Annotated in this window: 28 protein-coding genes and 1 pseudogene; 23 read left to right on the top strand and 6 right to left on the bottom strand. The window is 34.0% G+C overall.

The window, feature by feature from the left end; genetic code table 11:
• Positions 1-16: 16 nt before the first annotated feature.
• Positions 17-949, bottom strand: a complete 933-nt coding sequence (locus tag BM203_RS07325) for an alpha/beta hydrolase (protein WP_090093954.1) — start codon at positions 947-949, stop codon at positions 17-19.
• A gap of 71 nt (positions 950-1,020) precedes the next feature.
• Here BM203_RS07325 and BM203_RS07320 point away from each other — a divergent pair, with 71 nt between their 5' ends.
• Positions 1,021-1,785: a ribonuclease H family protein gene (locus tag BM203_RS07320; protein ID WP_090093952.1), complete on the top strand. Its 765-nt coding sequence runs from the start codon at positions 1,021-1,023 to the stop codon at positions 1,783-1,785.
• Here the strand turns inward: BM203_RS07320 and BM203_RS07315 are convergent, their stop codons facing one another.
• Complete coding sequence (locus tag BM203_RS07315) at positions 1,786-2,688, bottom strand: DUF1002 domain-containing protein (protein ID WP_407656043.1); 903 nt, start codon at positions 2,686-2,688, stop codon at positions 1,786-1,788. It abuts the gene before it with no gap.
• A 209-nt stretch (positions 2,689-2,897) separates the two neighbouring features.
• On the opposite strand from BM203_RS07315, the gene BM203_RS07310 reads away from it, so the two are divergent.
• The 12 genes from BM203_RS07310 (at position 2,898) to BM203_RS07255 (ending at position 13,025) form a co-directional block, all read left to right on the top strand.
• Positions 2,898-3,743, top strand: a complete 846-nt coding sequence (locus BM203_RS07310) for a glycosyltransferase family A protein (protein WP_090093949.1) — start codon at positions 2,898-2,900, stop codon at positions 3,741-3,743.
• A complete protein-coding gene (locus BM203_RS07305; RefSeq protein ID WP_090093948.1) occupies positions 3,740-4,405 on the top strand; it encodes an alpha/beta fold hydrolase in 666 nt (221 codons plus the stop codon). The genes BM203_RS07310 and BM203_RS07305 overlap by 4 nt, the downstream gene beginning before the upstream one ends.
• A 121-nt stretch (positions 4,406-4,526) precedes the next feature.
• Positions 4,527-5,507, top strand: a complete 981-nt coding sequence (locus BM203_RS07300) for a ribose-phosphate diphosphokinase (protein ID WP_090093946.1) — start codon at positions 4,527-4,529, stop codon at positions 5,505-5,507.
• Between the two features lie 131 nt (positions 5,508-5,638).
• Positions 5,639-6,325, top strand: a complete 687-nt coding sequence (locus BM203_RS07295; RefSeq protein WP_090093945.1) for a TetR/AcrR family transcriptional regulator — start codon at positions 5,639-5,641, stop codon at positions 6,323-6,325.
• Positions 6,326-6,336: 11 nt separating this feature from the next.
• Entirely contained in the window at positions 6,337-7,167 is an 831-nt protein-coding gene (locus tag BM203_RS07290) for a hypothetical protein (protein WP_090093943.1), read from the top strand.
• A gap of 62 nt (positions 7,168-7,229) precedes the next feature.
• Positions 7,230-7,712, top strand: a complete 483-nt coding sequence (locus tag BM203_RS07285) for a nucleoside 2-deoxyribosyltransferase (protein ID WP_165777867.1) — start codon at positions 7,230-7,232, stop codon at positions 7,710-7,712.
• 343 nt (positions 7,713-8,055) lie between these two features.
• Positions 8,056-9,141, top strand: coding sequence for a D-alanine--D-alanine ligase family protein (locus tag BM203_RS07280; RefSeq protein ID WP_090093939.1), 1,086 nt, complete (start codon positions 8,056-8,058; stop codon positions 9,139-9,141).
• 29 nt (positions 9,142-9,170) lie between these two features.
• Entirely contained in the window at positions 9,171-9,899 is a 729-nt protein-coding gene (locus BM203_RS07275; protein ID WP_090093937.1) for a transcriptional regulator, read from the top strand.
• Positions 9,900-9,955: 56 nt separating this feature from the next.
• A complete protein-coding gene (locus BM203_RS07270; RefSeq protein WP_407656042.1) occupies positions 9,956-11,077 on the top strand; it encodes a YibE/F family protein in 1,122 nt (373 codons plus the stop codon).
• Positions 11,077-11,847, top strand: coding sequence for a YibE/F family protein (locus BM203_RS07265; protein ID WP_090093935.1), 771 nt, complete (start codon positions 11,077-11,079; stop codon positions 11,845-11,847). The genes BM203_RS07270 and BM203_RS07265 overlap by 1 nt, the downstream gene beginning before the upstream one ends.
• The gene (locus BM203_RS07260; protein WP_090093933.1) at positions 11,834-12,658 is read left to right on the top strand and encodes an alpha/beta hydrolase; all 825 of its coding nucleotides are present in this window, start codon (positions 11,834-11,836) and stop codon (positions 12,656-12,658) included. The genes BM203_RS07265 and BM203_RS07260 overlap by 14 nt, the downstream gene beginning before the upstream one ends.
• A gap of 118 nt (positions 12,659-12,776) precedes the next feature.
• Positions 12,777-13,025: a hypothetical protein gene (locus tag BM203_RS07255; protein ID WP_090093931.1), complete on the top strand. Its 249-nt coding sequence runs from the start codon at positions 12,777-12,779 to the stop codon at positions 13,023-13,025.
• Between the two features lie 124 nt (positions 13,026-13,149).
• On the opposite strand, the gene BM203_RS07250 is transcribed toward BM203_RS07255, so the two are convergent.
• The gene (locus BM203_RS07250) at positions 13,150-13,485 is read right to left on the bottom strand and encodes an aggregation-promoting factor C-terminal-like domain-containing protein (RefSeq protein ID WP_090093974.1); all 336 of its coding nucleotides are present in this window, start codon (positions 13,483-13,485) and stop codon (positions 13,150-13,152) included.
• A gap of 191 nt (positions 13,486-13,676) precedes the next feature.
• Here BM203_RS07250 and BM203_RS07245 point away from each other — a divergent pair, with 191 nt between their 5' ends.
• Positions 13,677-16,208, top strand: a complete 2,532-nt coding sequence (locus BM203_RS07245) for a M1 family metallopeptidase (RefSeq protein ID WP_090093929.1) — start codon at positions 13,677-13,679, stop codon at positions 16,206-16,208.
• A 59-nt stretch (positions 16,209-16,267) separates the two neighbouring features.
• Here the strand turns inward: BM203_RS07245 and BM203_RS07240 are convergent, their stop codons facing one another.
• A complete protein-coding gene (locus BM203_RS07240) occupies positions 16,268-17,479 on the bottom strand; it encodes a L,D-transpeptidase (RefSeq protein WP_090093927.1) in 1,212 nt (403 codons plus the stop codon).
• A gap of 93 nt (positions 17,480-17,572) precedes the next feature.
• Here BM203_RS07240 and BM203_RS07235 point away from each other — a divergent pair, with 93 nt between their 5' ends.
• From BM203_RS07235 to BM203_RS07200, 9 genes and pseudogenes are all read left to right on the top strand, one after another.
• Positions 17,573-18,364 (top strand): DUF4931 domain-containing protein, encoded by a 792-nt coding sequence (locus BM203_RS07235; RefSeq protein ID WP_090093926.1) that lies wholly within the window; start codon positions 17,573-17,575, stop codon positions 18,362-18,364.
• Positions 18,365-18,459: 95 nt separating this feature from the next.
• A complete protein-coding gene (locus tag BM203_RS07230) occupies positions 18,460-19,074 on the top strand; it encodes an ECF transporter S component (RefSeq protein ID WP_090093924.1) in 615 nt (204 codons plus the stop codon).
• Between the two features lie 83 nt (positions 19,075-19,157).
• Positions 19,158-19,558, top strand: a pseudogene (locus tag BM203_RS08735) (P-loop NTPase family protein); the annotation flags it as partial.
• Positions 19,559-19,734: 176 nt separating this feature from the next.
• On the top strand, positions 19,735-20,328 hold the full coding sequence (locus tag BM203_RS07225) for a hypothetical protein (protein ID WP_090093922.1): 594 nt from the start codon (positions 19,735-19,737) through the stop codon (positions 20,326-20,328).
• A gap of 379 nt (positions 20,329-20,707) precedes the next feature.
• Complete coding sequence (locus BM203_RS07220) at positions 20,708-21,895, top strand: ABC transporter substrate-binding protein (RefSeq protein WP_090093921.1); 1,188 nt, start codon at positions 20,708-20,710, stop codon at positions 21,893-21,895.
• 30 nt (positions 21,896-21,925) lie between these two features.
• A complete protein-coding gene (locus tag BM203_RS07215) occupies positions 21,926-22,804 on the top strand; it encodes a branched-chain amino acid ABC transporter permease (RefSeq protein ID WP_090093920.1) in 879 nt (292 codons plus the stop codon).
• A gap of 8 nt (positions 22,805-22,812) precedes the next feature.
• Positions 22,813-23,766 (top strand): branched-chain amino acid ABC transporter permease, encoded by a 954-nt coding sequence (locus tag BM203_RS07210; protein WP_090093918.1) that lies wholly within the window; start codon positions 22,813-22,815, stop codon positions 23,764-23,766.
• Between the two features lie 3 nt (positions 23,767-23,769).
• Positions 23,770-24,552, top strand: a complete 783-nt coding sequence (locus BM203_RS07205; RefSeq protein WP_090093916.1) for an ABC transporter ATP-binding protein — start codon at positions 23,770-23,772, stop codon at positions 24,550-24,552.
• Positions 24,553-24,558: 6 nt separating this feature from the next.
• Entirely contained in the window at positions 24,559-25,263 is a 705-nt protein-coding gene (locus tag BM203_RS07200) for an ABC transporter ATP-binding protein (protein WP_090093973.1), read from the top strand.
• Positions 25,264-25,321: 58 nt separating this feature from the next.
• Here the strand turns inward: BM203_RS07200 and BM203_RS07195 are convergent, their stop codons facing one another.
• The gene (locus tag BM203_RS07195; protein ID WP_090093914.1) at positions 25,322-25,966 is read right to left on the bottom strand and encodes a histidine phosphatase family protein; all 645 of its coding nucleotides are present in this window, start codon (positions 25,964-25,966) and stop codon (positions 25,322-25,324) included.
• 22 nt (positions 25,967-25,988) lie between these two features.
• Positions 25,989-26,576 carry a matrixin family metalloprotease gene (locus BM203_RS07190; protein WP_208856624.1) on the bottom strand — a complete coding sequence of 196 codons (588 nt, stop codon included), beginning with the start codon at positions 26,574-26,576 and terminating at the stop codon, positions 25,989-25,991.
• Positions 26,577-26,584 lie beyond the last annotated feature (8 nt).

The raw sequence follows: 26,584 nt of genomic DNA, 5'->3' as shown, positions 1-26,584 counted from the left end.
CTCCGAAAATTAAATTTTATATTTTGAAGTTGATAAATTTATTGACAATGTCAATGACAAACGGATTATCATGCATCCAACTATGTTCGGCATATTTTTCGCCGCGAATTTCTACTTCATGGTAGGATTTGACCAATGGTGCTAAAACATAGCGAATACTTTTGGCAGAAGTAACAGAAATAAATTTATCACTATTGGTATTATCTAAAACATTTCCGTAAATGTTCAAGACGGAAATATTCGGATTAAATCGCTTTCGCCTAAATAAAAAATAGCAATAGTGTAAATTCATCATTGTAGGTCTACCTTTTTTATTAAAACCGTTAACGTTAGGAATATCTCCCATATAGGTTACACCGTCAAAGGGACCAGCGATTAAGGCACATTTGTTTAAATGCGGGAAATTTGTTTTATGAGCCTTACGCATCTCTGTGCGTATTATACAAGGACAGGCTAATGAATGAGCGATTGCTGAATAATGTGTAAAGTGGTATCGATTAGCTAAAAAAGGTAGAATAAGACGTAAATAGTAATCAATAGCATAGACACCAACAATTCGTTGGCGAAAAACCACTTGAACGATTGGCTTTTGATCACCTGTCCATGTCCCCTCTAGTTTAAAATTTCCCCATAAATCAGCAGTAACCTTTAGGTAGTCAGAATTTTTTTTCTCTTTTAGTGCTTGCTTAATCATAACATTGGTGGTGTAGTCCCCACCACGAAAGCCATGAAAGTAAATTACAGGTTCTTGGATGAATTCTCCTTTTTTGCTTTCAATTTTTGACTTATCTTCAATTTTTCTTTTATGTAGGCGCAAAAAAAAGCGAGTAGGGCCAATGGTAGCTAGAATTGCTAACGAAACCATATTAAACATACTAGGGTCTTTAGACAGATTGCGTTTACGGTTTTTTTCAGCAATTTCAGTATATTTTTTGGTATTAAAGAACATAAATAACCACCTTAAAATTAGTGCTACTAATATTTTAACATTGACAACAATTTTTAGTGAGTGAGGAACATATGAAATTTTATGCTGTAAAAAAAGGTCGTCAGCCAGGGGTTTATCGCACTTGGAAAGAAGCAGAAAAACAAGTTATTGGCTATTCTAATGCCGAATATAAGGCGTTTGAACAAATTACTGATGCGACAAATTATTTGGGCTTTAATCAAGCAACAGCTAAGAAGCTACTGCAAAAAGATGAAGACTCATTAAGACAAGCAATTGCTAAAATTCAAAAGGCAAGTAAGATAAAGCCCTTAAATAAAGAAAGAGGTACCTCAAAAACAAATAAAAAATATTTTGCCAAAATCTATACCGATGGCGGTACACGTAATACTGGAACTTATAAAGGTGGTCATGTACACGCAACTGATAAGGCGGCTTGGGCATATTTAATTGAATGGCAGCAAGCAGGTAAAAAGCAATCATTTTATGATAGCAATGGTGAATTAGGTGCAACCAATAATAAAATGGAATTAACGGCCTTAATTGAGGCACTAAAAAAGTTGTTGGAATTAAAATTTAACCAACAACCTCTATTATTTATACTTGATTCACAATATGTTTTAAATCCGATTACACAAGGCTGGCTCCAAAATTGGAAAAAACGGGGCTGGCACAAGAGTAGTAAAGGGGAAATTGCTAATGTCGAAGAATGGCAAAAATTAGATCAACTACTTAGTGAGTTCACTCAAGCCGAATTTAAGTGGACCAAAGGGCATGCCAAAAATCGTGGTAATGAATTTGTTGATCATACTTTAAACAAGTTTATGGATCAAATGTAATTACTTAGAATTAGAGAAACCTGCTACAAGTCCACTAAAGAAGCTAGTAATCGCATCCCAGATTTGTTCAAATAAGTTTCGATTTTCGGTAGTATTGATTTTATCAAAGATACCTTTAGCATTTTTTTCAATATTTTTGGAAAGAGCATCAGCTTGATCTTTAAAATGATGATCTTTTAAAGCACCAGAGTCACGGATTTTAATTAAAATATTGATAATTTGCTCTTTTTGGTTATTGTTAATAACATCACCTAGGTGATTAATATTAATTTGATTGTTAACAATGTCATGAATTTGACTATCAGAAACATTGTTGCCAATTTTCCCCATTTCTTGTTTGGCGCCAGCAACTGCATTATTTAATTGGGCATCACTATAGCCTTTTTTATTTTGATTTTCCTTGGTTATTTTACTTAAAGTACCCATTTCATCTTGTGCAGCGTTAACTTGGCTTTGATTTAAATTTTTCCCATTTTTACTATAAGCGGAGTAAACGCCAGCTAAAGCCCCAGAACCATCAATTGGAACAGCACTAGTAACATAAATATTGGCATCCGTAATTCCAGCAGTTAGAGCAGCATTTTTATATTGATTAGCTGTAATCGTTGTAATATTATTATGACCTTGATAGTCAAGAATATGGACATTAATGCCGCTACCTTGAGCGGTTTTTTGAATCATTGCACTTGACCAAACGCCTGAAGTGTTAGTGAAATTTGCACCAGAAGGATTAAGATATTGAACTAAATCTTGACCAGTAATAGTTATGGTGTGATAGCTGTTGTCATTTAAAGGATTACTCAAAGCCTTTATTGTGCCTTGGCGTTGGTTATCGGTAAGAGAAGTTCCTAGACAAATAACGGGGGAGTCGTCTGCTTGAACAATTTGTTTAGGCAGATTCATTCCCAATAGACCTCCAAATAATAGGACAGTAATTATTAGAATTGATTTTACTTTTTTCATAAGATTTATTAACTCCTTTTGCTGCACATATTATACTAAATCATTTAAGATAATAAATAACGTTATTACTTTTTTAACGTTTAGTTTATAGTATTTTTAAAATTTTAAAAATATTAAGATGGTATAATAATTTATGAGGGAGGGGTGCTATGATTCAGCAACCTGAGTTAACAGTCATTATGCCAATTTACAACGTTGAAAAATATATTAGTCGGGCACTAGATCACCTAGCTAAACAAGATAATATGAACTTTAAGTTGTTAATTGTTAATGATGGCTCAACGGACAATACAAAAAAGATAGTAGAAAGCTATCAAACGAAGTTTCGTTATATCCAAATTATTAATAAACCAAATAGTGGCTTATCTGATGCGCGCAATGTTGGTCTTGCTCATGTTGACACACCATATTTTACTTTTCATGACGGTGACGATTGGGTTGATTCTGGCTATACCGATTTTTTTATACAAGCGTTTCATAAACATCCAGAAGTAGCTATGGTCTCATGTGGATTTTGGCTAGATTACGAGAATAAGATAGGATCTAAGCCGGTTACCAAAAAAGTTATAAAAGGTATAAAAACAAAATTAAAAAGCTATCAACTGATTAATAATCCTTTAGGATCGTTGTTTGATAATCATATTTTAGGTACACCAGTTAAAGGTTATACTTGGAATAAAGGATATAAAATTTCTGTTGTACGGCAAAATCATTTATGCTTTATGGAGAATTTAGCATTTATGGAAGACCAAATTTTCAATGTGGAATATCTAGCTTTAACAGATGGATTTTATTGCACTAGTCGGCCACTATATCATTATTGGCAACGCAAGGATAGTATGGTACACAATTTTAATTTAAAGATGATTCCTGATAATTTTAAGGCAAATTATATTATCACCAAAATTATTATTCGTAGCTTATGGCAGGAACATAAAAAAGAAGATAATTCTAAGCAGAAACTAGTTGAAGCTAGTGAAAGGAATCGTCAATGATAGCAGAAGTTAATGGCAATAATTTATACTACAATAAACTAGGTCAGGGTGAACCGTTATTATTACTACATGGTCACCATTTTGATGGTGGAATGTTTGCACAAATTATTGCTCCGCTTGCCCTCTATTACACAGTGTATGTGCTTGATATGCGGGGACATGGATTGAGCGAGGGAGAAATAGCGCAGCACTATCAAACAGAAGTTGCAGATATTGCTACTTTCATTAAAAAAATGGGAATTAAGGGCTGTTATTGCTTTGGCTTTGATGCGGGTGGATTGGTGGCAATGATGCTTGCTAGTCAAGATTCAAGCGCCTTTAAGAAATTAATGGTTGCCGGAGTATTTGTCAATGGTAATGGTATTCGACCTTATCATTATTTAACTGAAGGTTGCCTACGCTTCTTGCAATTAAATCGGGATAGTCGAGTTGAATTAACCGAAAGCTACCTTTCAGTTGATGCTTTAAAAGCAATCACTATTCCAACCTATTGTGTTGTTGGTGAGAAGGACTGGGTTAAAGTTGATCATGTCCGTTGGTATAGTCAGCTTATCCCTCAAGGGCAATTACTGATAATGCCAAGACAAAAGCATAATAGTTATGCTGTTAAGAGCTTTAAACTACTTGATTTAATGAAAAATTTCTTTAGAGACGAAAATTAAAATTATACAATTTGCTGGAAGGATATCTCCAGCTTTTTTAATTTCCGTCAATTTCTAGGCACTAGGAACTTTTTTGGTTATAATAGACTGAAAAGATGGTATTTTTGATAAAGAGGTAGTTATGAATAAAGAAGAAATTCTTCAATTAATGCATCCAATGAAATTAATCGGTTTAAGTGGGAATCCAGCTTTAAATGAAAAAATTGCTACAATTTTGAAAAAACCGTTGATTGAAACAGCGGTGCAGCATTTTAGTGATGGTGAAATTCAAGTTAATATTGGTGAAAGTGTTAGAGGATGTGACGTTTTTGTTATCCAATCAATTCAGGACCCAGTAAATGAAAACTTTATGGAATTAGAAATTGTTTTGGATGCACTTCACCGTGCATCAGCTCATAGAATAAATGTAGTCGTTCCATATTTAGCATATTCACGCTCTGATACAAAGACACGGTCACGTGAACCAATTACAGCAAAATTGATTGCCAATTTGTTACAAATTACAGGATTAGATCATTTAATTGCATTAGATTTACATGCTTCTCAAATACAGGGCTTTTATAATGTGCCTGTTGATCATTTGCATGCAATTCCACTATTAGCGCAGTATTTCATTGATAATGGTATTGCAACTAAGGAAGATGATGATATAGTCGTGGTTTCTCCAGATCATTCTGGGGCTAAGCTGGCTCGAAATTTTGGTCAAATGTTTGATGCCCCAATTGCTATTGTTGACCAAAGACGCGCCCGTTACGATGCAGATGTTCATGACATAATCGGTGATGTTAAAAATAAGAAGTGTATTATTGTTGATGATTTAATTGATACAGGTTCAAGGATTTCATCGTCAACTAAATCAGTTATGGCTGCAGGCGCTAAGAAAGTATATGTTGCTTCAACGCATGCCTTACTTTCACAAAATGCAACTGAAATTCTAAATGGATTACCTATTGAACAAATTGTAGTTACGGATACTATTAAGCATCAACATTATCCAGATCGTATGATTAGAATATCGGTTGATTTGTTATTAGCGCGTGGAATTAATTATGCCTACAATGATCGTTCAATGCACCTATTAAGCGAAAGTGAACTAAAGTAATTTAATATTCTGGGGGTAATGTGGTAACAAAGTATTAGTACTAATTAAAGGCCTTTGTTTTCTTTTTTGTTTATTTATTTTATATCATTGATATAATAATAATATAATGTATAGAAAACGGAGAAACTATGATGGCACGACGGAAAAATTATAAAAGAAGACGAATTATCTTGAAAAATACATTCTATTTAATAAGAAAAAATGGAATGGAAAATGTTTCTTTTCAAATGATTGCAGAGAAATCTGGAATTTCTAAATCACTTTTGCAATCATATTACCCCCATAAAGTTAAGTTGACCGATGATGTGGTCCGTAATATATTAAACACTTTGGATAAACAAGTTAACAGATTTAATCAGACAAGTGACGGCACGGTGGGTGCGCGTACTAAAGCATTTTTGTATACAATTGCAATGCTAGGCATTTATGATGAAGGTTTAAAGCGTATTATTAATGAAGTATTTAGCAGTAATGACACGCTTGATAATTGGAGCAGTATGATTGAAGAATGGGTCAGAGAAAACCAAATTTTTGATGAAGACTATTTTAACCCACATGAAGTTGAGTATGGTATTGCCTTTGTTATAACTGGGATTGGCCGACTTTACTATAATAATAATACACAGTTTAATCTTTCTGCTGAACAATTAGCAGATTATGCCACTAGTTCATTGATGTATAGTTTTCTACACTGTACACCGGATGAAATTAATCAGGCATTAAAAAAAGGCCATGAAATTATTGCTTCAACTGACATTAAAGAAATTCACCATGCAATTGATACTATGTTTGATGATGATAAAGATATTGTTTGTTAGAAAGGAATAGCATGGCAAATGGCGCACAAAATAGTTTGCGTAGAGTAAATCCAGAACAAAATCTTGAGTACAAAAGGGTCTCATCTTTTTGTATTTTATTAGTTGTGACATTAGTTATGACTACAGTAACTTTTCTTAATCCTTTTTTTATGAAGGGACAGCTGAGAACTAATAATAATGAAGCAGTTATTGTTCGACACGTTAACAATCATTTTAACGAGCTAGCTAAAGTGATTGGTGCTAATAAAGATGTAAATTCTAATTTATTAACTACTAAGCAAACGCAGCCCATTGCCGATCATATTATTGATTATGCCATAGGTGTTCCATGGTTTAAATTTAATAATATCAAGTTGGCACAACAAATTTTGCATGATATTGAATCAAATATAGATCAAGAGGCATCCAGCGATGCCCAATTAGTACAAAAAAGACTCAAAAGACAAGGAAAGAATGCTCCATATGATGTAATAGATGCTTTCAATTTAGATTTAGTTACTTTGGGCGGAAACATTGCTTTTGTAATATTGGTTGTAAACATTACGCTGTTTATAATGATAATTATCAGTTTACGTTCACTAATTAATGATATGTTAATGGTGATGAATTCTAAGACTTTAGTTCATACTATTACAGCTGCTGGAATGTGGGCTGGCTTTTGGCTAATTTTAATATCTGGTATATTAGCTATGATTCCAATTATTTTTAATGTTGATGAGATAGCAGTTTTGGGCTGTATATTAGAAATTGGAAGTAGCATATTTTTAGATTATGTGATTGCTGGTGTAGTCTTGTATATTTTAAGTGCTATTCCGTGGGAAATTAGTTCACCTAATAATTAAAAGTAATGTTTAAACTATCTTACAAAAATATTTAGGTGTTTTTTGTATTATAGGAGTTAATGATGAAAGTTTATTTAGCTAATGCACTGTTTTCGCAAGCAGAAATTAATTACAACGCCTACTTGGCAGAAAAAATTCGGCAATTAGATACTGCAATTGATTTATATTTACCACAAGAAAATAATGCAATAAACAATAAACAAGCTTATGCTGATTCAAAGATGATTGCTCAAGCAGATACAGAAAGATTGATTAAGAGTGATTTACTGGTAGCAATTCTTGATGGTAATAGTATTGATAATGGTGTGGCAAGTGAAATAGGTGTTGCCTATGCTAAAGAAATCCCGATTATTGGTCTATATACTGATACACGGCAGCAGGGAAGCGAAAATAATCAAAAGTTAGCGGCGTTAAAGCAAGTGGCAGAAAATCAATTTCATTATGTTAACTTATATACTACTGGTTTAATTAAATTAAATGGTACTATTGTTACTAATGAAGCTGCCTTATTAGCAGAAATTACAGCCGTTTTGAATAAGTTTTAATATTAAATAATCCTATCTTTGGCGATAAACATAATAAGTGAATTTTATGTTTCAATGAAGATGGGATTTTTATTGTGGCCTAATAAAGATATGGCCTAATCTTAATAATTAAGATTTAAAAAATAACTAATTGATATTAGTGTTAATTCATGAAGTATACTTTTAATTTTATAAGTTAGGGTGAATTGATTAAGTAACTAAGACGAAAATAATTAATTTTAAGTTTTGGTGGTAATTTTTGGATGAGACAAAAACATTTATAAAAATTAACTAAATTACCATTATTCAGCTAGTTATTGCCGTATAATAAAAAAGTTAGAAAAAATGATAAGAGGTAGAAGCAATGACTAGGAAAACACAAGTTGGTCTTATTTTTGGTGGTAATTCTTCTGAGTATGAAGTTTCAATTATGTCAGGGCATAACATTTATAAGGCAATTGACAAAAGCAAATTTGATGTTCATCCTATATGGATAACTAATGAGGGCTATATTGCAAGTGAGCAAGAATCATTAAAAGTTTTAGCAAATGCAGAATATAAGATTAAAAGTCCGCATCAAGTAGCGAATATTTCTAACTTAAGTGAACTAGCGAATTTTCCAGAATTAGATGTATTTTTTCCCATTGTACATGGTAATTTAGGTGAAGATGGTAGTTTACAAGGTTTATTTAGGGTTATTGATAAACCATTTGTTGGGGATGATGTTTTAGCTGCAGCAGTAACTATGGATAAAGAATTTACCAAAATTTTAGCACAACGTGTAGGCGTTTGTGTGGCTGAATGGATTTCAATTAAACGTTTTGAATATGAAGATGAGCAAAATACCAAACGTGATTATAATCAAGTTAGTGCCAAATTAGGGCATGATTTATTTGTTAAACCAGCTAATCAAGGTTCATCTGTTGGTGTACACCATGTAACTAATAAGCAAGAATTTGATGCTGCTCTAGCTGATGCTTTTCGCTATGATGATAAAGTTTTAATAGAAGAAACCATTCATGGTACAGAGGTTGAAACTGCTGTGCTTGGAAATGATCATCCAATAGTTTCAGGAGTTGGTCAAATTATTAATGCTGAGGGAACTTTTTATAGTTATGAAAATAAGTATGATGCTAATTCAACAACTAGTTTACAAATTCCAGCCGACTTGCCTGAAGAAACTATAGCTGAGATTAGAGCTAATGCTTTAAAAGTCTATCAAGTAACGGAATGTAGTGGTATGGCAAGAATCGATTCAACATTGCGCAAGAGTGATCAAAAAGTTATTTTGACAGAGGTTAATTCTTTACCTGGTTTTACTAATATTAGTATGTATCCTAAATTATTTGAAGTTGCAGGTATTCCTTATACCGAATTAATTACGAAATTGATTACCGAAGCCCAAAAAAGATATGAGCATAAAAAAAGCTTACTACATAAAATAGATTAATTTGATTGTGCTAGAGGGAGTAATACTTTATGAGTGGTAATAAGCATGATTTTGAAGAATTAACCGCACCGGCAGCAACTGCTAAGGAATTACAAGTTAGTGTAGCAACTTTAAGAAAGTATTCTTTAATTGTTGAAAAGGTTACTGGCCAAGCAAATTATTATGCTAGAACTAAGCAGAATGCGCGGCTATATAGTAAGCAAGATGTTCAAGATTTACAAGATTTTCATCGATTAGCTCAAAAAAATGGTTTAACTTTATACGAAGCAGCGCAGCAAGTTTTTGCAGTTAGTTCAAAAGAAATCAAAAAGACAAACCAGACTAAAAAAGGCAAGCAAGAGATAATGACATCTGCACAAGTGATGAAATTAATTGATGCCTTTCAGCAAACTATTAGCCAACAGAATACGGCACTGGAAAATTTACAAGAGCAGCTCAACCGGATTGAAGCTCAAAACCAAGAACTATTACAAAAACAAAATGGTCAAACTGAAAAGTTCGAGGGTTTGGCAGATATTTCTGGGATAGTAACTGATGAAGAAAGCCAACCCAAAGCACAGTTATTTACAGCTAAGCAAAAGCGCCAACAAATTGTTCATGATGAAAAGAAAACGTCTGAGCAGCTTCATGATGAAATTTTAGCTAAAGCTCAAGAAAATTCTCAAAAAACAGCTAGTGTTAATGAGCACCGAACGCTAATTGATATGCAACCTGAGACAGAGACTAGACATTGGTGGCAAAGATTTCTTAATCTATAAAATAAAGATTAGCTAATATTGATCATAAGAAATTATAGTGAATTATGTAGGTTAGGATGTTGATTTTGAAAAAAATTAAGCAACGCTACTTGGTAGCGGTAATAGTGATGCTTATTGGTCTGATATTGACGGCTAGTATTTATTTTGCCACTAATATTTATACTAAAAATGACGTTGCAATAATTACCGATGAAAAAATCACAGATACTTTAGTCGAAAAAAGTAAAGACGTATACGATAATAAAGATGAAACTAGAAAGCAAGTCTTGCATTTGAAAATTCTATCTGGTAAACATCAAAATCAAACGTATACAACAACTAACTTTTATTATCCATCACAGCTTGTAACCCAAAAGTATCGTCCAAAACAGCGAGTTTTTGTCAATATTAAAAAGAATGATCCAGCAATTCAAAATCCTAAGCGAGACTGGGTAGTTGTCTTGGCTATAACAGTGATGACTACCTTACTTGTAGCAGTTTCTGGTAAAAAGGCACTGGGACTAATTTTGTCAATGCTCTTGAGTTGGCTACTTTTCTATTTTGTTATTATGCTGAATATTAAATTAAATGGTGCGTATATTGTCTTGCTATTTGCTGTAGCAGATATTGTGTTTTCCTTTTTCAGTTTATTAATTGTGCAAGGATATAACCGCAAAATGTTAGTGACCTGGTTAGCTACTTTATTAGGCGTTTTTATTTCTTTTGCACTATGTTATATCATCATGCGTTTAACAGGAGAGTCAGAAATCAAATATGAGACTGGTGACTATGCTACGCAAGATCCTCGCGGCATTTTTTTGGCCCAGACTTTATTAGGCATTTTGGGAGCAGTAATGGACGAGGCCACTGACATTGTTTCTAGTTTATATGAGCTGATTCAAACTAAAAAGGACATTACAACTAAACAGTTAATTAGGAGTGGGCGGACCATGGGTCAGGAAATTATGGGACCGCTAATTAATGTTTTAGTTTTAATTTTTATGTCAGAAGCCCTACCTTTAACAATTATTTATTTACGTGATAATAATAGTTTTGGCTCAACTTTTGGTTTTACGTTATCTTTAGGTGTTACTCAAAGTGTGATTTCAGCCATTGGTATCGTGTTAACGGTTGTTTTTGCAACAGGCTGTAGTTTGTTATTTTTAGATAAAAACAGGTGGGAAGTGTGGCATAAGTAATGAGTACATTAACTGCTTTGATAATAGTTTTAGCGATTTTGATGACGATTATCGGTGGCGAGACAGGAATCAGGAGCTTCTTTAGTGTATTAATTAATACGTTATTATTAATTTTATTAGCAGTTCTTATTTCCTGGGGTATCAATATTCCATTACTTATTTTGATTTTTATTCCACTCAAATTAGTGACTATCATTTTTTTAGGCACGCATGATTATCAAGTTGCTAAAAATTCATTTTACTCGTCAATGGTTGTTTGCTTATTAGTCAGTGTAGTAATTTTAGGTTTTGAATATATTGCACAGACAGCAGGACTTGGTCCTGAAGCAGGAGAAATTCTAGTAGGTTTATCACAGATGCCGGGTTTAAGTTATCCACTCATTGCTGTTGCCGTTGCTATTTTTTCAACTTTAGGTGCAGTAGCAGAAGCAGCTGTTGCAATTAGTTCTGGATTATTGGAAATTAAAAAGCATAATCCTAAGATTACATATGATGAATTAAGGTCAAGTGGGACAAAAATCGGTAATGATGTTTTAGGCACAGCAATAAATACCATTTTGTTTGGCATGTTTGGTAGCTGCCTTTCTTTATTTTTATGGTATATTCGATTAAATTATACTCTAGGTGAAATTTTTAATGAGAAAATGCTAGTTAATGAAGCCCTGATTATTGTGTATTCCTTAATTGGTGTAATATTAACGGTACCATTAACAACAAGCTTTTTAGCAAAAAGTATGGTAAAACGTGAGGCAAAAAATGAAAACAAATGAAATAATTTTAACAAATTTTAATGGACGCAAGTTTAAAATTCATCCATATATTTTGGATTCAATTGGTGATTTAATCAAGCCGCGGCATCCATTGGCAATTGTGATTCCAGGTGGGAGTTTTGATCACCTATCAAAGCGTGAAGGTGAGCCAATTGCCTTAGCTTTTAATAATTGCGGGTTTAACAGTGTTGTGATGGATTATAACCTGATTCAAGATGCAGGTGATATTTATCCAGATGCTGGCTTGGATGTTTTAACCACAGTAAAATATTTTCGTGATCACGCAGCAGAATATCAAATTGATGCCGACAAAATTGTAACAATTGGCTTTTCTGCTGGTGGTCATGTGGCAAGTTTTGCTAACAGTATGGCTAATTCGCTGGAATACCAAAATCGCTTTAATTTTACTGCCAAAATTGTTTTACCCAATAAAACTATTTTAGGTTATCCTTTGATTAATCTGCATAAAATTGGTTTTGCTATCCCAAAAAATGCAACTAATAAAGTACCAGCAGATCAATTTGTACTAAATAGTGCTCTAGGGGTGACTTCTAGGACACCAGCTACCTTCATTTTTCATGCTTGGGATGATCCAATCGTTTTAGTGACTAACACATTAGAATATGCAACGGCACTACAAAAGGAAAAAGTGCCGTGTGAAGTTCACCTTTTTAATAAAGGTGGACATGGTTTTTCTCTAGCCCGCACAGATATGGTGACAAGAGGTCGCGAATGGCAAGATAATTCGCATGCAGCTCATTGGTTTAATTTGGCGCAAGAATGGTTAAATAGTGAGTGGCTAAATAAATAATTCAGAAAGCATTAAAAATATTAACTTTTTTTAATAATGTCTTGAATTTAATTCATAAAAGCATATAATTATATACTTAAATCGAAAGAAAGGACATGATTTTTTGAAGCTAATAAAAATGAAAAGATTAACCGCAATTAATGGCTTACTAACTTTGACCAGTTTATTCATGTTGTTCTTTGGATTATGTGATCAAGTTAATGAGTCAAATCAATTGGTTCAAACCGACCAGTTAATTGCCCTAACAAATAGTGATAATCTAATTATTTTTACTGCGGTTATAGCATTAGTGATTTTTGGTTTTGCCTTTTTTGCAGGCTGGCTTAAAAGTTCGTGCAAGACTCGTTTATTATATGATAGAACTTAAGTATATTAGGAAGTTGTACTTAAATTAGTATAGTGCAACTTTTAGTTTGAAAAAGCAAATTAAAAAGCAGGTTAGTAACTGACTAACCTGCTTTTTTACTTAGGACAAATTAATATGAAATTTTTTAATACCAATGATGGATAAGCCAAAATCTTTTCGCATTAACCCATGATCCATAACGATTATATACATAATTATCGGCAATACGCTCTTGATTTTTAGGGGAATAGTTACCACCTAAATATGCTAAATTAAGCTGGTATTTACCGTAACAAACTCCATTACGTGCATTGTAATTACCACCTGATTCGTGGCGGGCAATCCAGTTTTTAGCTGCCCTTTCTTTTTTAGATAATTTTTGTGCGGCTGCTACAGTTTGTATAGCAGTGTCTTTATGAACTAATTCAATAATTGCAGTGCAGTTAACCGCTAAGGCTAAGGCTGTAATTAGTTTAAGCATGAATTTTTTACCTTTAATCAATTTGTCTTATACCTCACTAAGTAGTCTATTTAATACTACAGATACTATACCTAATAAATATTTCATTGCTGTTACAGAAAGAACACGCCTGCCTTACAATCCAGTTTTAATGATATTCAGATGTGATTTTGGTAAAATTTAGTAATAAGCTTTTTTCTAGGAGGTAAATTATGACAACGAAACATTTTTATGAAACTTTTCATCCTGATCATTACGATTTATTCATTGATGTTAATCGAGAAAAGAAAACAATTGCTGGTACGTCAACAATAACCGGTGAAGTAATCGAAGATACTGTTTTAATCAACCAAAAGTATATGGAGGTCTCTTCAGTTAAGTGTGATGGTGTTGAAGTTCCATTTACAGTAAGTGATAAAGACGAAGCAATAAAGATTGACTTAGGTAAAAAAGGTAGCGTCAAGATTGAAATTGTTTATACTGCACCGCTAACAGATACAATGATGGGAATTTATCCGTCCTACTACATGATTGATGGTGTAAAGAAACAAATTATAGGTACCCAATTCGAAACTACAGCTGCGCGTCAAGCATTTCCCTGTGTGGATGAACCAGAAGCTAAAGCAACTTTTTCTTTAGCACTTAAGTATGATGAACACGAAGGTGAGACCACACTAGCTAACATGCCAGAAATAAAAGTCGAAAATGGTGTGCATTACTTTGAAAAATCTGTCAAAATGTCCAGCTATTTAGTTGCTTTTGCCTTTGGTGAATTACAATCTAAATTGACGAAGACCAAAGATGGTGTTGAAGTTGGTGTTTTTGCTACTAAGGCACACCAGGCTAAAGAATTGGATTTTGCTGTGGATATTGCTAAACGTGCAATTGAATTTTATGAAGATTTTTACCAGACTAAATACCCACTACCCCATTCATGGCAATTAGCTTTGCCAGACTTTTCAGCTGGTGCAATGGAAAATTGGGGACTAATTACTTATCGAGAAGCAGCTGTTTTACTTGATCCAGATAATGCTACAGTTGAGCAAAAGTCTTATGTGGCAACGGTTATTGCTCATGAGTTAGCACACCAATGGTTTGGTGATTTGGTCACAATGAGATGGTGGGACGATTTGTGGCTTAATGAAAGTTTTGCAAACATGATGGAATATGTTTCAATAGATGCCTTAGAGCCTGATTGGCAAATCTGGGATAACGCATATCAAATTTCAGAAGTTCCAGCAGCGTTGAAACGAGATGCAACCGATGGTGTCCAATCGGTCCATGTTCAAGTTGAGCATCCCGCTGATATCGATTCATTGTTTGATGGAGCCATTGTTTATGCTAAGGGCTCCCGCATGCTGGTAATGGTTAGAGCTCTATTAGGTGATGATGCTTTACGCAAGGGACTTAAGTATTACTTTGACCAACATAAATATAGTAATGCAACCGGTGATGACTTATGGAATGCCTTATCAACGGTGACTGATTTAGATATTGGCAAGATTATGCATACATGGCTTGATCAGCCTGGCTATCCAGTTGTCAATGCACATGTTGATGAAAATGGACATTTGATTTTGCAACAAAAGCAATTTTTTATCGGCGAAGGTAAAGAAGTTGGTCGAACATGGGCAATTCCAATAAATGCAAATTTCAAAGCACCACAAATTATGACGCAAACAGAACTTGACTTGGGTGATTATAAACAACTACGTGCAGAAGCTGGTCATGCTTTGCGGCTTAATGTCGGTAATAGTTCCCACTTTATCGTTAATTATGATGAAAAATTAATGGCCGATATCATGGCAAATCTTGAACAGTTAACTACAGTAGATCAATTGCAGTTATTACAAGATTTAGGTCTTTTAGCTGAAGGGGGCCAGATTTCTTATGCTGAAATTGTGCCATTATTACCTAAATTTGCTACTTCAAAATCTTATATTGTTATTAATGCTTTATTTAATACAGCCCGTGAATTACGTAAGTTTACTAAACCGGGTTCTAACGAAGAGCAGAATTTAAAAGCTTTTTATAATCTTTTATCTGAAAAGCAAATTGCTCGTTTAGGTTGGCAATCAAATAATGATGTAGGCGATGACTCGTTAATTCGCCCCTTAGCCCTATCAGCTGGCTTATATGCTGAAAATGCGCAGGTTATTGAAGGCGGACATCAAATTTTTGCTAATAATAAAAATGATTTAGTTAAAATTGCAGCGTCTATTCGACCATATGTTTTAGTTAATGAAGTTAAAAATTATCGCAAGCAGGATTTAGTTGACCACTTGATTAATGAGTATCAAGTAGCAGTTGATCCTTATTATAAGGCAGATTTACTAGCCGCTATTACAGCTTCGCAAGACATAACAGATATCAACAAGATAGTGGCAGATTTTAAAAATGCGGATGTTATTAAACCACAAGATTTACGTTCTTGGTACTTTAATATTTTAGCTAATGCTAAAGGACAGCAGGCTGCTTGGGACTGGTTGCGTAAAGAATGGTCATGGCTGGAAAAGACGGTTGGTGGTGATATGGAATTTACTACTTATATTACGGTTACTGCTAGAATTTTCCATACTGCAAATAGATTGCAAGAATTTACTGAATTTTTTGAGCCTAAAATTAATCAACCAGGTTTAGGTCGTGAGATTCAAATGGATACTAAAGTAATTGCCACTAGGGTTAATTTGGTAGAACAACAACAAAGTGCTGTGAATAAGGCAATTAAAACGGTGCTATCTTAAATAATTAGCTGGATGTAAAAAAGCATTATCAATTTGATAATGCTTTTTTATTATTAAATTTAATTGTAAATGATAACTGGTTCGTGTTTGCTTATATTGCTCCATACATATTTGACTTCACTAGGCTTAATATTAACACAACCATGTGATCCACCACGTAAGTATGCTCTTTTACTCCAGTCGCTACGCCAACTGGCGTCATGAAAGCCGCAACCACTTAAGGTGAATGGCATCCAATACTTAACTGGAGAAGCATATTTAGAGCCATCGTTGTTACGACCACGTAAAGTTGCAGGAGATTGCTTGTAATGAATGTACCAGACCCCTTCAGGTGTTACATTTGATTTGTTGCCAACTTTAGTTCCAGTAACAATGTCGTTTAAATGAACGGCAAGCTTACCATTTTTTACAACCCATAGTTCTTGTTTTTTTAAGGAAACTACAATATAGTTATTACCAATGCCATGATTAGTTTTACCGTATCCTAAACCATACGTGCTGTATCCTAAGCCATAAATATAATCTTTTCCATCTAAAGTTTTTGTTCCGTTTAAAAATGCCTGCTCAACAGCAGACTGGGCTTTCTTTACATAGATTCCCCAACCATAACTTTGATTTTTCACTGTAATTTTTTTACCAGATACTTGATTCCTGGTTGGAACAGCAAAGGTATATTTTTGGTGAATTGTTGAAACAGCGCGGTCAATTTTATTTAGTTCAGCTACTAAGTTTTCAGAATTAGTAAAAGTATACTTCCCTTGTTTAAAGACGGCCTGATTAATTAGTTTTTTGGCTTCTAATTTATATATCTTATTGGCAACTTTATAATTGACAATAGTGTCACTTACCGTTTGCATTTTTTTGTTAGCAGCATCTAACTCATTATTGGCAAATATATAGTTCTGTTTGCTCGGCATAGTAGTATGTTGCTTTTTAAAAAAATTTGTTACTTGTTGTTTGTTAATTGTATCAATATTTGGGTCTCGCTCAGTGGAAACTTTGCCTTTTTCTAATACAATGACATTGTTTGCTTGTTTATTTATTTTTTTAGTAGCTTTGTTAATGGTTAACTTACCAACTTTTACGCCATAGATATTTACATTTGGATTAAAATGAGTCGTAGCAAACTTTTTGGCTTGCTCTTGTGCGGCAATATGGTTGTTATATGAAATAACTCCAAAAATAACGGCAAAGATTAGTATAAATCCCGCCAGGACTAAGTAAAGATTATTGCGATTATTGTGTTTTTTTAGTTTTCTTCTTGATTGCATAAATTCACTCACTATATAAACGTAATTTTTAAAAGTAGTCGCAAATACATTTTATCATCTATTGTAGCAGTAGTAAAACATTAGGAGGGAATAATGAAAGATACTGAGCCCTTAGTCTTTGATTTCAAACTTGCTCAAGGGAAACCTAATTCTTACAAAACGACGGTAATTAATGATAGTTGTCCATTTTGCCAAGTAGATAATTTAAAAGATATCTATGTTCAAAAAGGTGAAATGATTTGGCTACATAATAAATTTCCGACTCTTCAAGATACAACGCAGACAATTATCATTGAATCTGGCGATCATTGCGGTGACATTACAACTTATTCGTATAAGTATAACCGAAAACTGCTGAATTTTGCTTTAGAATGTTTTCGCGATATGAATAAACAACAGTTTAGCTCAGTTTTATGGTATAAAAATTTTGGTCCTGCTGCTGGTGGTTCATTGGTTCATCCCCACATGCAAATTGTGGGACTAAAGCATAAAAATGGTTATAAGTATATTTCAGCAAGTAATTTTAGTGGCATCTCATTATTTGCTAGTAGTCATGTAGAAGTGAATATTGCCACGCAGCCAGTGCAAGGATATATTGAAATAAATATAAATTTACTTAGTTTAGCAGCAATTGATTTATGGGCTGATTGGATTCAAATAGCAGCAAAATATCTCTTAACTGAATTAGCAAATGGACGGTGTAAATCTTATAATTTGTTTTTTTATCCCCGAAATGATAATGGTATATGTGCTAAATTAATTCCACGCTTTGTCACATCGCCTTATTTTGTTGGATACAAATTATCCCAAGTAGATGATAATGAAAAACTGACCGAAGAAGCAGCAAAATTGAAAAATTTTTTTATTAGGAATCGGTCACATTAGATAAAGCGTAGTTTTTACTAAATATAATAAAATATGTGATTATTGTTGGTAAATTAAGTAAATTATGGATAACATGATTATTTTGAGGAGAAAAAATGCAGAGAAAACAAACCAGAAATTTAGCAATTACTGCTCTATTTGTAGCAATTTTTTTGCTTCAAACTTTTGTACCCAATATTGGTTATATTAGGATATTGCCAGCCTTGCCAGCAATAACTACTGTCCCGTTAACAGTTGCTATTTATTCTTTATTAATGGGCCCCAGAGCTGGTGCCATCTTTGGCTTATTTTGGGGCGGGCTTCGGCTTTATTTAGCTATTACTCAACCGGGGGATATGGTCAGTTTGATGCTATTTCGTAATCCGATTATTGCAGTGCTTCCTAGTGTATTGGCTGGATTGTTTTCGGGTATGATTGGGCAGGTATTTGCACAAAAATCTAGTAGAATTAAAGAATTCAGTTATATAGGCGCGGGTGCTATAGCTTCTTTAACTAATACAATTATGGTTATTTTATTGACTAGTATTATTTTCATGCACAATTCTACACAACTCATTGGTTATCTGGGGAATTTCGACCATAATATACCATTAATTAAGGTGCTGTTTCTTGCATTAGGTCTGAATGGGTTAGTTGAAATGATTTTTACGGCCATTGTAACGCCAATAGTTGTTTCACCGCTATTAAAAGTTTTACATCGGCTTAGTTAATGCTTTAAAAATATTTTTTAAAAAGAGTTGAAGTTAACCCCCGGAATTGGACAAAGATTCCAATTCGGGGGTTTTCTTATTAATTATTAGAAAATTTGACCAATGAAGAAAATATTGCCTTACTACTATTTCTGCAGGGGATGACGGTTAAGCATATTAATCTTTTGGTTAAATGATTGCTACCAGATTGAAGATCAGTTCAATTTTAGCTAAATATCCAGTAGAAATATCTGGTGATCAAAAGTAGCGAGTAGCAACAGCTCGGGCTTAAGTACATAATTCGGCGATTTTATTAGCTGATGAACCAAAGGGCGCACCAGACACAAAAAGTGCCAGAGAATTACTTGAGACTATAGCCGACTTAAACCAAAATGATTAAGTGACTACTGCAAGGGCCACGCATGCCCCATTTGCTGCTAGTTTTGCTAGTCGTATTTTATTTATTAAGGATGGGAGAATTGGTAATCAATTAGTTAAGGGTTGATAATCTCGAAAAAGGAAACAAAGCGATATCTTTATTTTAAATAAATTCAGTTTAAAGATAAGTCGCTTAAGGAGCTCAAGTTTTATCTAAAAAATGAACAGCCGCTATATAAAGTACAAAAATTTCCAATACATGAATTAGCGTATACGGGTACTGCTGCTAATAATCTAAAAGATATGTTAATTAATGGCAGCGGGAAAGCAGTTCGCGTGGTTTCACCAACTAAATGGCAAAGGCTACAAGGTAAGCGTAGATTTATAACTTTACTGAATGTTAAAGATTTTGATTATGCTTATCCAATATTATTGCGAATTCAAAAATTACAGTTACATGAAAACCCAAAGTATTCTGCGATTTATGATAAAAGTAAACCAAATAATTATCAGCTACTAATTAATTTAACTAGTGGGTTTGAATTTATGGGCTTTTTCTTGGGGATTGCTTTTTTAACTATGCTTGCTTCGACTTTAATGTTTAAGGTTTTGAATGGAGTTAGTAAGGATAAGGCCCGTTATCAAATGTTGAATAAAATTGGAATTAGAAAGCAACTACTTAAACAGTCAATTAATTATGAAATTGGGACTTTATTTTTATTGCCAGCTGGTTTGGGAATAATCGACGTTTTGTTTGGTTTACAACTTTTTCGCAGCTTATTACCAGATCCGTATCATAATATCTGGATACCATTTATAATTTTTGGCCTTTTATACTTGTTATATTATCTTTTGACCGTCAAGCTATATAAAAAAGTGGTAGTAGAGTATAAATAAAGCGTATCTAAAAAGGTAACATATCATGTTACCTTTTTAGATAGCAAAAAATAATTTAATATTTAAAAATAACTTGACAATATAATAATTATTACTTATAATTCTAAATATTAAATTAAAATTATTGGAGGTTACTTTAATGAAAACTAAATATTTTAATATTCAATCAAACATTGGAGTAATTGCCATCGTAAACTTAGTAGCCGTGTTGATTATTTGCTGTAGGACTTAATTCAAAAGAAATTACTAGTGTAGTTTAAGTTTGTTAAGTCCTTGTTTGCATTTTATGAATGAGGCTTGACTAACAAATTAATTAAGCCTCATTCAGTTCGATGAATGAGGTTTTTTGATGGCTAATAGTCAATAAAAAGGAGAAAAAATGAAAAAATTCAAAAGAATACTGGGTTTGACAACGATAGCAGCCATGATGCTAACAGGTTGTAGTATTGCCAAAAACAATAACAGTAATGGAACTCACCAAGATAAGGAGACAATTAAAATTGGTGTCAATATGGAACTGTCCGGTGCAGCTGCTGGCTATGGAAATGCAGAAAAGCAGGGTATTCAATTAGCTGCTTCTGAGATAAACAAAGCTGGCGGAATTGATGTTAATGGGCATAAGAAAAAAATTAAGCTAATTATTCACGATAATAAATCTTCAATTGCTACGTCTGCTTCTGTAGGGACTCAATTGGCTACTAAAGATAAGGTAGCAGCAATTGTTGGCCCAGCAACCACTAATGCTGGTACAGCACAAATTCCTAATATTACTAAGGCGGCAGTTCCTTTTATTAGTCCATCTGCAACTGATCCAAGTTTTACCTTACAAAAAAATGGTAAAGTCCAGCCTTATGTATTTCGGACTTGTTTTCAAAATAATATCCAAGGTGAAAATGCTGCCAAGTTTGTGACAAATAAATTAAAAGCGAAGAAAGTAGCAATCTATGCAGATAATTCAAGTGATTATGGTACAGGCTTAGCCAAAGCTTTTAAAGCAACATATAAAGGAAAGATAGTTGATAGTCAAACTTATTCAGCCGGCGATAAAGACTTTAATGCAGTGTTAACTTCTTTTAAGGCTAAAGGCATCGATGCTATTTATGTTCCAGGCTACTATACTGAAGTTGGTTTAATCATTAAACAAGCCCGGCAAATGGGGATTAAGGTACCAATTATTGGGGGCGATGGAATGGTAGACCCTAAGCTTGCGCAAATTGCTGGTGCGCAAAATGCAACTAATATCTATTACACTACACCGTTTTCAACCCGCTTAGCGGCAAAAAATCCAGTCGCAGTGAAATTTATGACTGCCTTTAAGCAGCGTTACAAGGTGGGGACCTCAGCTTTTTCAGCTTTAGCCTATGATGCGGTTTATATGATTAAGACGGCTATTGAAGAGCAAAAAGCTGATGATTCGACTAAGCTGACTAAAGGATTAGCTAATATAAAAGATTTCAATGGCGTTACAGGCAAGATTACAATTAATAAGACACACGATCCAGAAATGCCAATTGCAATTGAAGAGATGACTAAAGGAAAAGTAAGTAATTCATTTAGTGTTAAGTAAGATTAAAGCAAAGTTAAAGGAGTGATTAGTTTGCAAACTTTTCTTCAACAAATTATCAATGCACTATCACTAGGATCAATCTATGCCTTGTTGGCTTTAGGGTACAGTATGGTCTACGGGATTATTAAATTAATTAATTTTGCTCACGGCGATATTTATATGCTTGGCGCATTTACAGCCTACTTTGTAATTAATATCTGGCACTTTAATTTTATAACTGCTCTTTTGGCAGCAATGGTAATTAGTGCACTTTCAGGGGTATTGATTGAGTATTTTGCTTATCGACCATTACGTAAATCACCACGTATAGCAGTTTTGATTACAGCTATTGGGGTTTCCTTTTTACTTGAAAATGGAATGTCGTATTTAGTGGGTTCAAACGCACGTAGTTTTCCACAAGTAATTGCACAGGTTAACTACAGTATGGGAGGTATTTTAATCTCTAATATTCAGATTTTAATTTTAGGTATTGCTTTAATTTTAATGGTCTTATTGCAACTAATTATTAAAAAAACTAAAATGGGTCGCGCAATGCGGGCTGTTTCGGTTGATCCAGATGCAGCTGAACTAGTTGGTATCAATGTTAACCAGACAATTTCGTTTACTTTTGCGTTAGGATCAGCATTAGCAGGCGCAGCCGGAATTTTAATTGGAATGTACTATAATTCAATTGATCCGCTTATGGGAATGACACCGGGCATTAAAGCCTTTGTAGCTGCTGTTTTAGGTGGGATAGGTTCAGTTCCAGGGGCAGCTTTCGGTGGCTTTTTAATCGGAATTTTAGAAACACTTTTCCAATCAGTTGGACTGTCTGCGTATAAGGATGCAGTTGTGTACCTAGTATTGATTATAATTTTGCTCTTTTTACCAGCAGGTATTTTTGGCAAAAATATTAAAGAAAAGGTCTAGGTGGCAAGATGAAAGCAAATTGGAAATATATATTATCATGGCTAATAATGATAATTGCCGGTTTTTACTTAATTAATATCTTAATTATGGTTGGCGTGATTGATAGTTTTATTGAGAATATGCTGGTAATGATTGGTATTAATATTATCTTAGCGACTGGACTTAACTTAATTATTGGTTTTAGTGGGCAATTTTCACTGGGGCACGCCGGCTTTATGGCAATTGGTGCTTATACTACTGCAATTATTACGCAACATTTTGACAGTGAATTGGGTTTTATTATCTCGCTTATCGTGGGAATAGTATTAGCAAGTATCATTGCCCTAATTGTAGGTACAGCAACTTTTATTCGACTCAAAGGTGATTATTTAGCAATCGCTACTTTAGGTGTGGCGGAAATTATTCGTAATATAATTAATAATTTGAAAATTACTGGTGGTTCAGCTGGGATGTTCAATATTCCCCCACTAAGTTCATGGCCAACCGTTTATATCATGGTTTGTTTAACAACAATTGTTTTATTAAACTTCATTCGTTCGCGAAATGGTCGAGCAATTAAAGCGGTACGTGAAGATGAACTTGCTGCCGAAGCAATGGGAATTAATACAACAAAGTGGAAAGTGGAAGCCTTTATTCTAGGCGGAGCTACAGCAGCGATTGCTGGCAGTATGCAAGCTGCATACGTTCAAACAATTTCTCCTTCTAATTTTGGTATTATGGAATCTATTTCAATTCTAGTAATCGTTGTTCTAGGTGGTGTAGGCAGTATGACGGGAACATTTTTAGCCGCGATTGTTTTAGGAATTTTGGATACAGTTTTACAAAATTTTGGTGCACTTCGGATGGTTATTTATGCTATTGCCCTTATTTTAATTATGCTCTTTAAGCCATCTGGACTTTTAGGTAACTGGGAATTTTCTTTTAAAAAAATTATACCGACTAATAAGAAAGAGAGGGACTAGGGCATGGAACACTTATTGCAAGTTGAGCATGTGGTTCGTAAATTTGGCGGATTAACAGCTGTTGATGATGTATCGCTTTATCTGAATGAACATGAATTGGTTGCGCTAATTGGACCTAATGGTGCCGGTAAGACCACCTTATTTAATTTATTGACGGGTATGGTTCCAGCAACTAGTGGCGTTATAGATTTACAAACTAATAAGCAAAAATATGATTTGACTCATAAAAATGCAATGCAAATTGCTGATTTAGGCTTGTCGCGTACTTTTCAAAATATTAGACTATTTAAAAATTTATCAGTAATGGAAAATGTTTTAACAGCGATGACTAGTAAGTATAAAGAAGGGTTCATGACAGCTGTTTTACGCTTGCCTAGTTTTTACAGAACCGAACAAGAAATGAAGAGTGAAGCGCACCAATTATTGGAAATTTTTAACTTATCCGCTGAGGAACAAACGTTAGCTAAAAATTTACCTTATGGGATACAACGGCGTCTAGAAATAGTTCGTGCTCTGGCAACACATCCCCAAATTCTCTTTTTAGATGAGCCAGCAGCTGGAATGAATCCAGAAGAAACAGCAGATTTAACCGATTTGATTAAATATATCCAAGAGCAGTTCAAAATTACTGTATTGTTAATTGAACATGATATGTCATTGGTAATGAATTTAGCACAAAGAATTTATGTGCTTGATCAAGGAAAAGTTTTAGCATCTGGAGAGCCGGCGCAAATTAAAGCAAATCCTCAAGTGATTAAGGCATATTTGGGAGAAGGTGCTGATTAGATGGCAATGTTAGAAGTTCAAAACTTATCTGTAAACTATGGTGTCATTCAAGCTGTTAAAGGAGTTAGCTTTAATATTAATCAAGGTGAAATTGTGACCCTGATTGGGGCAAATGGTGCAGGAAAAACGACCATAGTTAAGACTATTTCTGGTTTGTTAAAGCCCAAAAGTGGGGGAATTATTTATCAAGGAAATGAAATTCAACGTAATAAAGCCCCCCAAATTGTCCAAGCTGGTATTTCACAAGTTGCGGAAGGTCGTCATATTTTTGCTGGCATGACCGTAATGGAAAATTTACAGCTGGGTGCTTTCTTACAAAAAAATCGCGCCGAAATTGAACATAGTTATGCTGAAATTTTTCAAAAGTTTCCTATTTTGAAAAAAAGACGTAATCAAGATGCAGCAACATTATCTGGTGGCGAGCAGCAGATGTTAGCAATTGGGCGCGCGTTAATGGTTAAGCCTAAGCTACTCTTACTAGATGAACCTTCAATGGGGTTATCCCCTTTGTTTATTCAAAAAATTTTTGCAATTATTAAGGAATTAAATGAGAAAGGAACGACAATTTTATTGATCGAGCAAAATGCTAAGCAAGCTTTAGCGATTGCTGATCGCGGGTATGTTTTGGCTACGGGCACGATTCAGTTGTCTGGAACGGGGCAGGAACTACTTACTAATCCTGAAGTACAAAAAGTTTACTTTGGCGGCTAGTTATTTTTGCAAATAGCCCAATAATCTAAAAAACCAGGGCAATTAGGTCCCTGGCTTTTTAGATTTTCATTTTATTATATGAAATAACTTTTTGATTTGAATCAGTCATATGCATGATGGTAATTGATGCGTTGCGTGGTCCGACACTAATATCATAATCCCCAAAGCGTGCGGCAATACTGCGAATTGTAAAACCATGGGTAACCAGTAAAATATTTTCTGCACCATCAAGTTGATGGATTAGTTTAAAGCCCTGATCAAGTCTTGACCAATATTCTTTAGCATTTTCTGCTTCGTGAAAGGGATCAGCTTCCTTAATCCAATCTTTAATGGTGTCAATCGATTCGTTTTTAAAAATGTCATAATGATTCTGATAACCATGTGGACCACCAATCATTTGCCAAGCCATATCTGTATCCATGCCTTCGAAATAGCCATAAAATTGTTCACGAAATAAGGGTGTTGCTAGATGTTGAATTTCGTCGCGGTTAATATTGTGCTTAATAATAAAATCGCAGGTATCATTAGCTCGTTTTAAATCACTAGATAAGGCAATATCAAAGGGGATATTTTGAAGTATTTCACCTACATGTTCCGCTGTTGCAATACCTGTTTCGGTTAGCGGTGTATCACACCATCCCTGCATTTTATTATAACGATTTATATAAGTTTGACCGTGGCGTATAATGTAGATTCTTTTCATGATTCTTTCCTTGTACTTTTAATTATTTATGATAGAGTTTTTTGGCATTGGCAATATCAATTGGCTCGATGGGATAAAGTGATTGAGCAGGATACATCACTGATTTTTTTATATTGTTATGTTTAAGACCAATTGCATGACCTAGTTCGTGCTCAACCGTATTGACGATCCGCTCATAATTGTAATAGTAATTAGAAAAATTTTGTAAATAGTAGATATTTAAGTTAACAGCTGCCTCATATAAAAAGCCAGTTTTAAGATAATATTGAAAGGTGGTAAAACCAGCATAATTAGTATAGGGATGATAGACCTGACTAATTGTAATGTCGGCCTTTTTCTTATTTTTAGTTTTACTGAATGTAAAGACTCTAGTTCTATTCCATGCACTAATTGCATCATTAGTGGCAGAAATCATGTCTGGATTATCATTTAAATCGATGTAAACTTTGGCTCTAGGCTTTTGCCAACGCCAGTGATTGCCGGTAACGGCTTTAGTTTTACTATTTTTACTAGTCTGCTTTGACTTTCGCGCATAAACAACCTGGCTATTGCATTTAATAATCGATAAACTTTCATCAAAAATAAAATTGCGCAAAATTATCACAGTCATGAGCGCAC

Source organism: Lactobacillus bombicola, from assembly GCF_900112665.1.
In the GTDB taxonomy this organism is placed as follows: Bacteria; Bacillota; Bacilli; order Lactobacillales; family Lactobacillaceae; genus Lactobacillus; species Lactobacillus bombicola.
Note: the sequence above shows the minus strand (reverse complement) of the source record. Positions and strands in the feature narration are given on the sequence as shown.

What these genes read in the sequence shown, in the direction of transcription:
- BM203_RS07320 (WP_090093952.1), top strand. Translation starts at nt 1,021, where the DNA reads ATGAAATTTTATGCTGTAAAAAAAGGTCGTCAGCCAGGGGTTTATCGC.
- BM203_RS07300 (WP_090093946.1), top strand. Translation starts at nt 4,527, where the DNA reads ATGAATAAAGAAGAAATTCTTCAATTAATGCATCCAATGAAATTAATC.
- BM203_RS07255 (WP_090093931.1), top strand. Translation starts at nt 12,777, where the DNA reads ATGAAAAGATTAACCGCAATTAATGGCTTACTAACTTTGACCAGTTTA.
- BM203_RS07325 (WP_090093954.1), bottom strand. Translation starts at nt 949, where the DNA reads ATGTTCTTTAATACCAAAAAATATACTGAAATTGCTGAAAAAAACCGT.
- BM203_RS07190 (WP_208856624.1), bottom strand. Translation starts at nt 26,576, where the DNA reads ATGACTGTGATAATTTTGCGCAATTTTATTTTTGATGAAAGTTTATCG.
- BM203_RS07265 (WP_090093935.1), top strand. Translation starts at nt 11,077, where the DNA reads ATGAGTACATTAACTGCTTTGATAATAGTTTTAGCGATTTTGATGACG.
- BM203_RS07285 (WP_165777867.1), top strand. Translation starts at nt 7,230, where the DNA reads ATGAAAGTTTATTTAGCTAATGCACTGTTTTCGCAAGCAGAAATTAAT.
- BM203_RS07225 (WP_090093922.1), top strand. Translation starts at nt 19,735, where the DNA reads ATGTTAATTAATGGCAGCGGGAAAGCAGTTCGCGTGGTTTCACCAACT.
- BM203_RS07310 (WP_090093949.1), top strand. Translation starts at nt 2,898, where the DNA reads ATGATTCAGCAACCTGAGTTAACAGTCATTATGCCAATTTACAACGTT.
- BM203_RS07205 (WP_090093916.1), top strand. Translation starts at nt 23,770, where the DNA reads ATGGAACACTTATTGCAAGTTGAGCATGTGGTTCGTAAATTTGGCGGA.
- BM203_RS07245 (WP_090093929.1), top strand. Translation starts at nt 13,677, where the DNA reads ATGACAACGAAACATTTTTATGAAACTTTTCATCCTGATCATTACGAT.
- BM203_RS07195 (WP_090093914.1), bottom strand. Translation starts at nt 25,966, where the DNA reads ATGAAAAGAATCTACATTATACGCCACGGTCAAACTTATATAAATCGT.
- BM203_RS07280 (WP_090093939.1), top strand. Translation starts at nt 8,056, where the DNA reads ATGACTAGGAAAACACAAGTTGGTCTTATTTTTGGTGGTAATTCTTCT.
- BM203_RS07275 (WP_090093937.1), top strand. Translation starts at nt 9,171, where the DNA reads ATGAGTGGTAATAAGCATGATTTTGAAGAATTAACCGCACCGGCAGCA.
- BM203_RS07315 (WP_407656043.1), bottom strand. Translation starts at nt 2,688, where the DNA reads ATGAATCTGCCTAAACAAATTGTTCAAGCAGACGACTCCCCCGTTATT.
- BM203_RS07290 (WP_090093943.1), top strand. Translation starts at nt 6,337, where the DNA reads ATGGCAAATGGCGCACAAAATAGTTTGCGTAGAGTAAATCCAGAACAA.
- BM203_RS07200 (WP_090093973.1), top strand. Translation starts at nt 24,559, where the DNA reads ATGTTAGAAGTTCAAAACTTATCTGTAAACTATGGTGTCATTCAAGCT.
- BM203_RS07235 (WP_090093926.1), top strand. Translation starts at nt 17,573, where the DNA reads ATGAAAGATACTGAGCCCTTAGTCTTTGATTTCAAACTTGCTCAAGGG.
- BM203_RS07250 (WP_090093974.1), bottom strand. Translation starts at nt 13,485, where the DNA reads ATGCTTAAACTAATTACAGCCTTAGCCTTAGCGGTTAACTGCACTGCA.
- BM203_RS07230 (WP_090093924.1), top strand. Translation starts at nt 18,460, where the DNA reads ATGCAGAGAAAACAAACCAGAAATTTAGCAATTACTGCTCTATTTGTA.
- BM203_RS07260 (WP_090093933.1), top strand. Translation starts at nt 11,834, where the DNA reads ATGAAAACAAATGAAATAATTTTAACAAATTTTAATGGACGCAAGTTT.
- BM203_RS07270 (WP_407656042.1), top strand. Translation starts at nt 9,956, where the DNA reads ATGTTGATTTTGAAAAAAATTAAGCAACGCTACTTGGTAGCGGTAATA.
- BM203_RS07220 (WP_090093921.1), top strand. Translation starts at nt 20,708, where the DNA reads ATGAAAAAATTCAAAAGAATACTGGGTTTGACAACGATAGCAGCCATG.
- BM203_RS07210 (WP_090093918.1), top strand. Translation starts at nt 22,813, where the DNA reads ATGAAAGCAAATTGGAAATATATATTATCATGGCTAATAATGATAATT.
- BM203_RS07240 (WP_090093927.1), bottom strand. Translation starts at nt 17,479, where the DNA reads ATGCAATCAAGAAGAAAACTAAAAAAACACAATAATCGCAATAATCTT.
- BM203_RS07305 (WP_090093948.1), top strand. Translation starts at nt 3,740, where the DNA reads ATGATAGCAGAAGTTAATGGCAATAATTTATACTACAATAAACTAGGT.
- BM203_RS07295 (WP_090093945.1), top strand. Translation starts at nt 5,639, where the DNA reads ATGGCACGACGGAAAAATTATAAAAGAAGACGAATTATCTTGAAAAAT.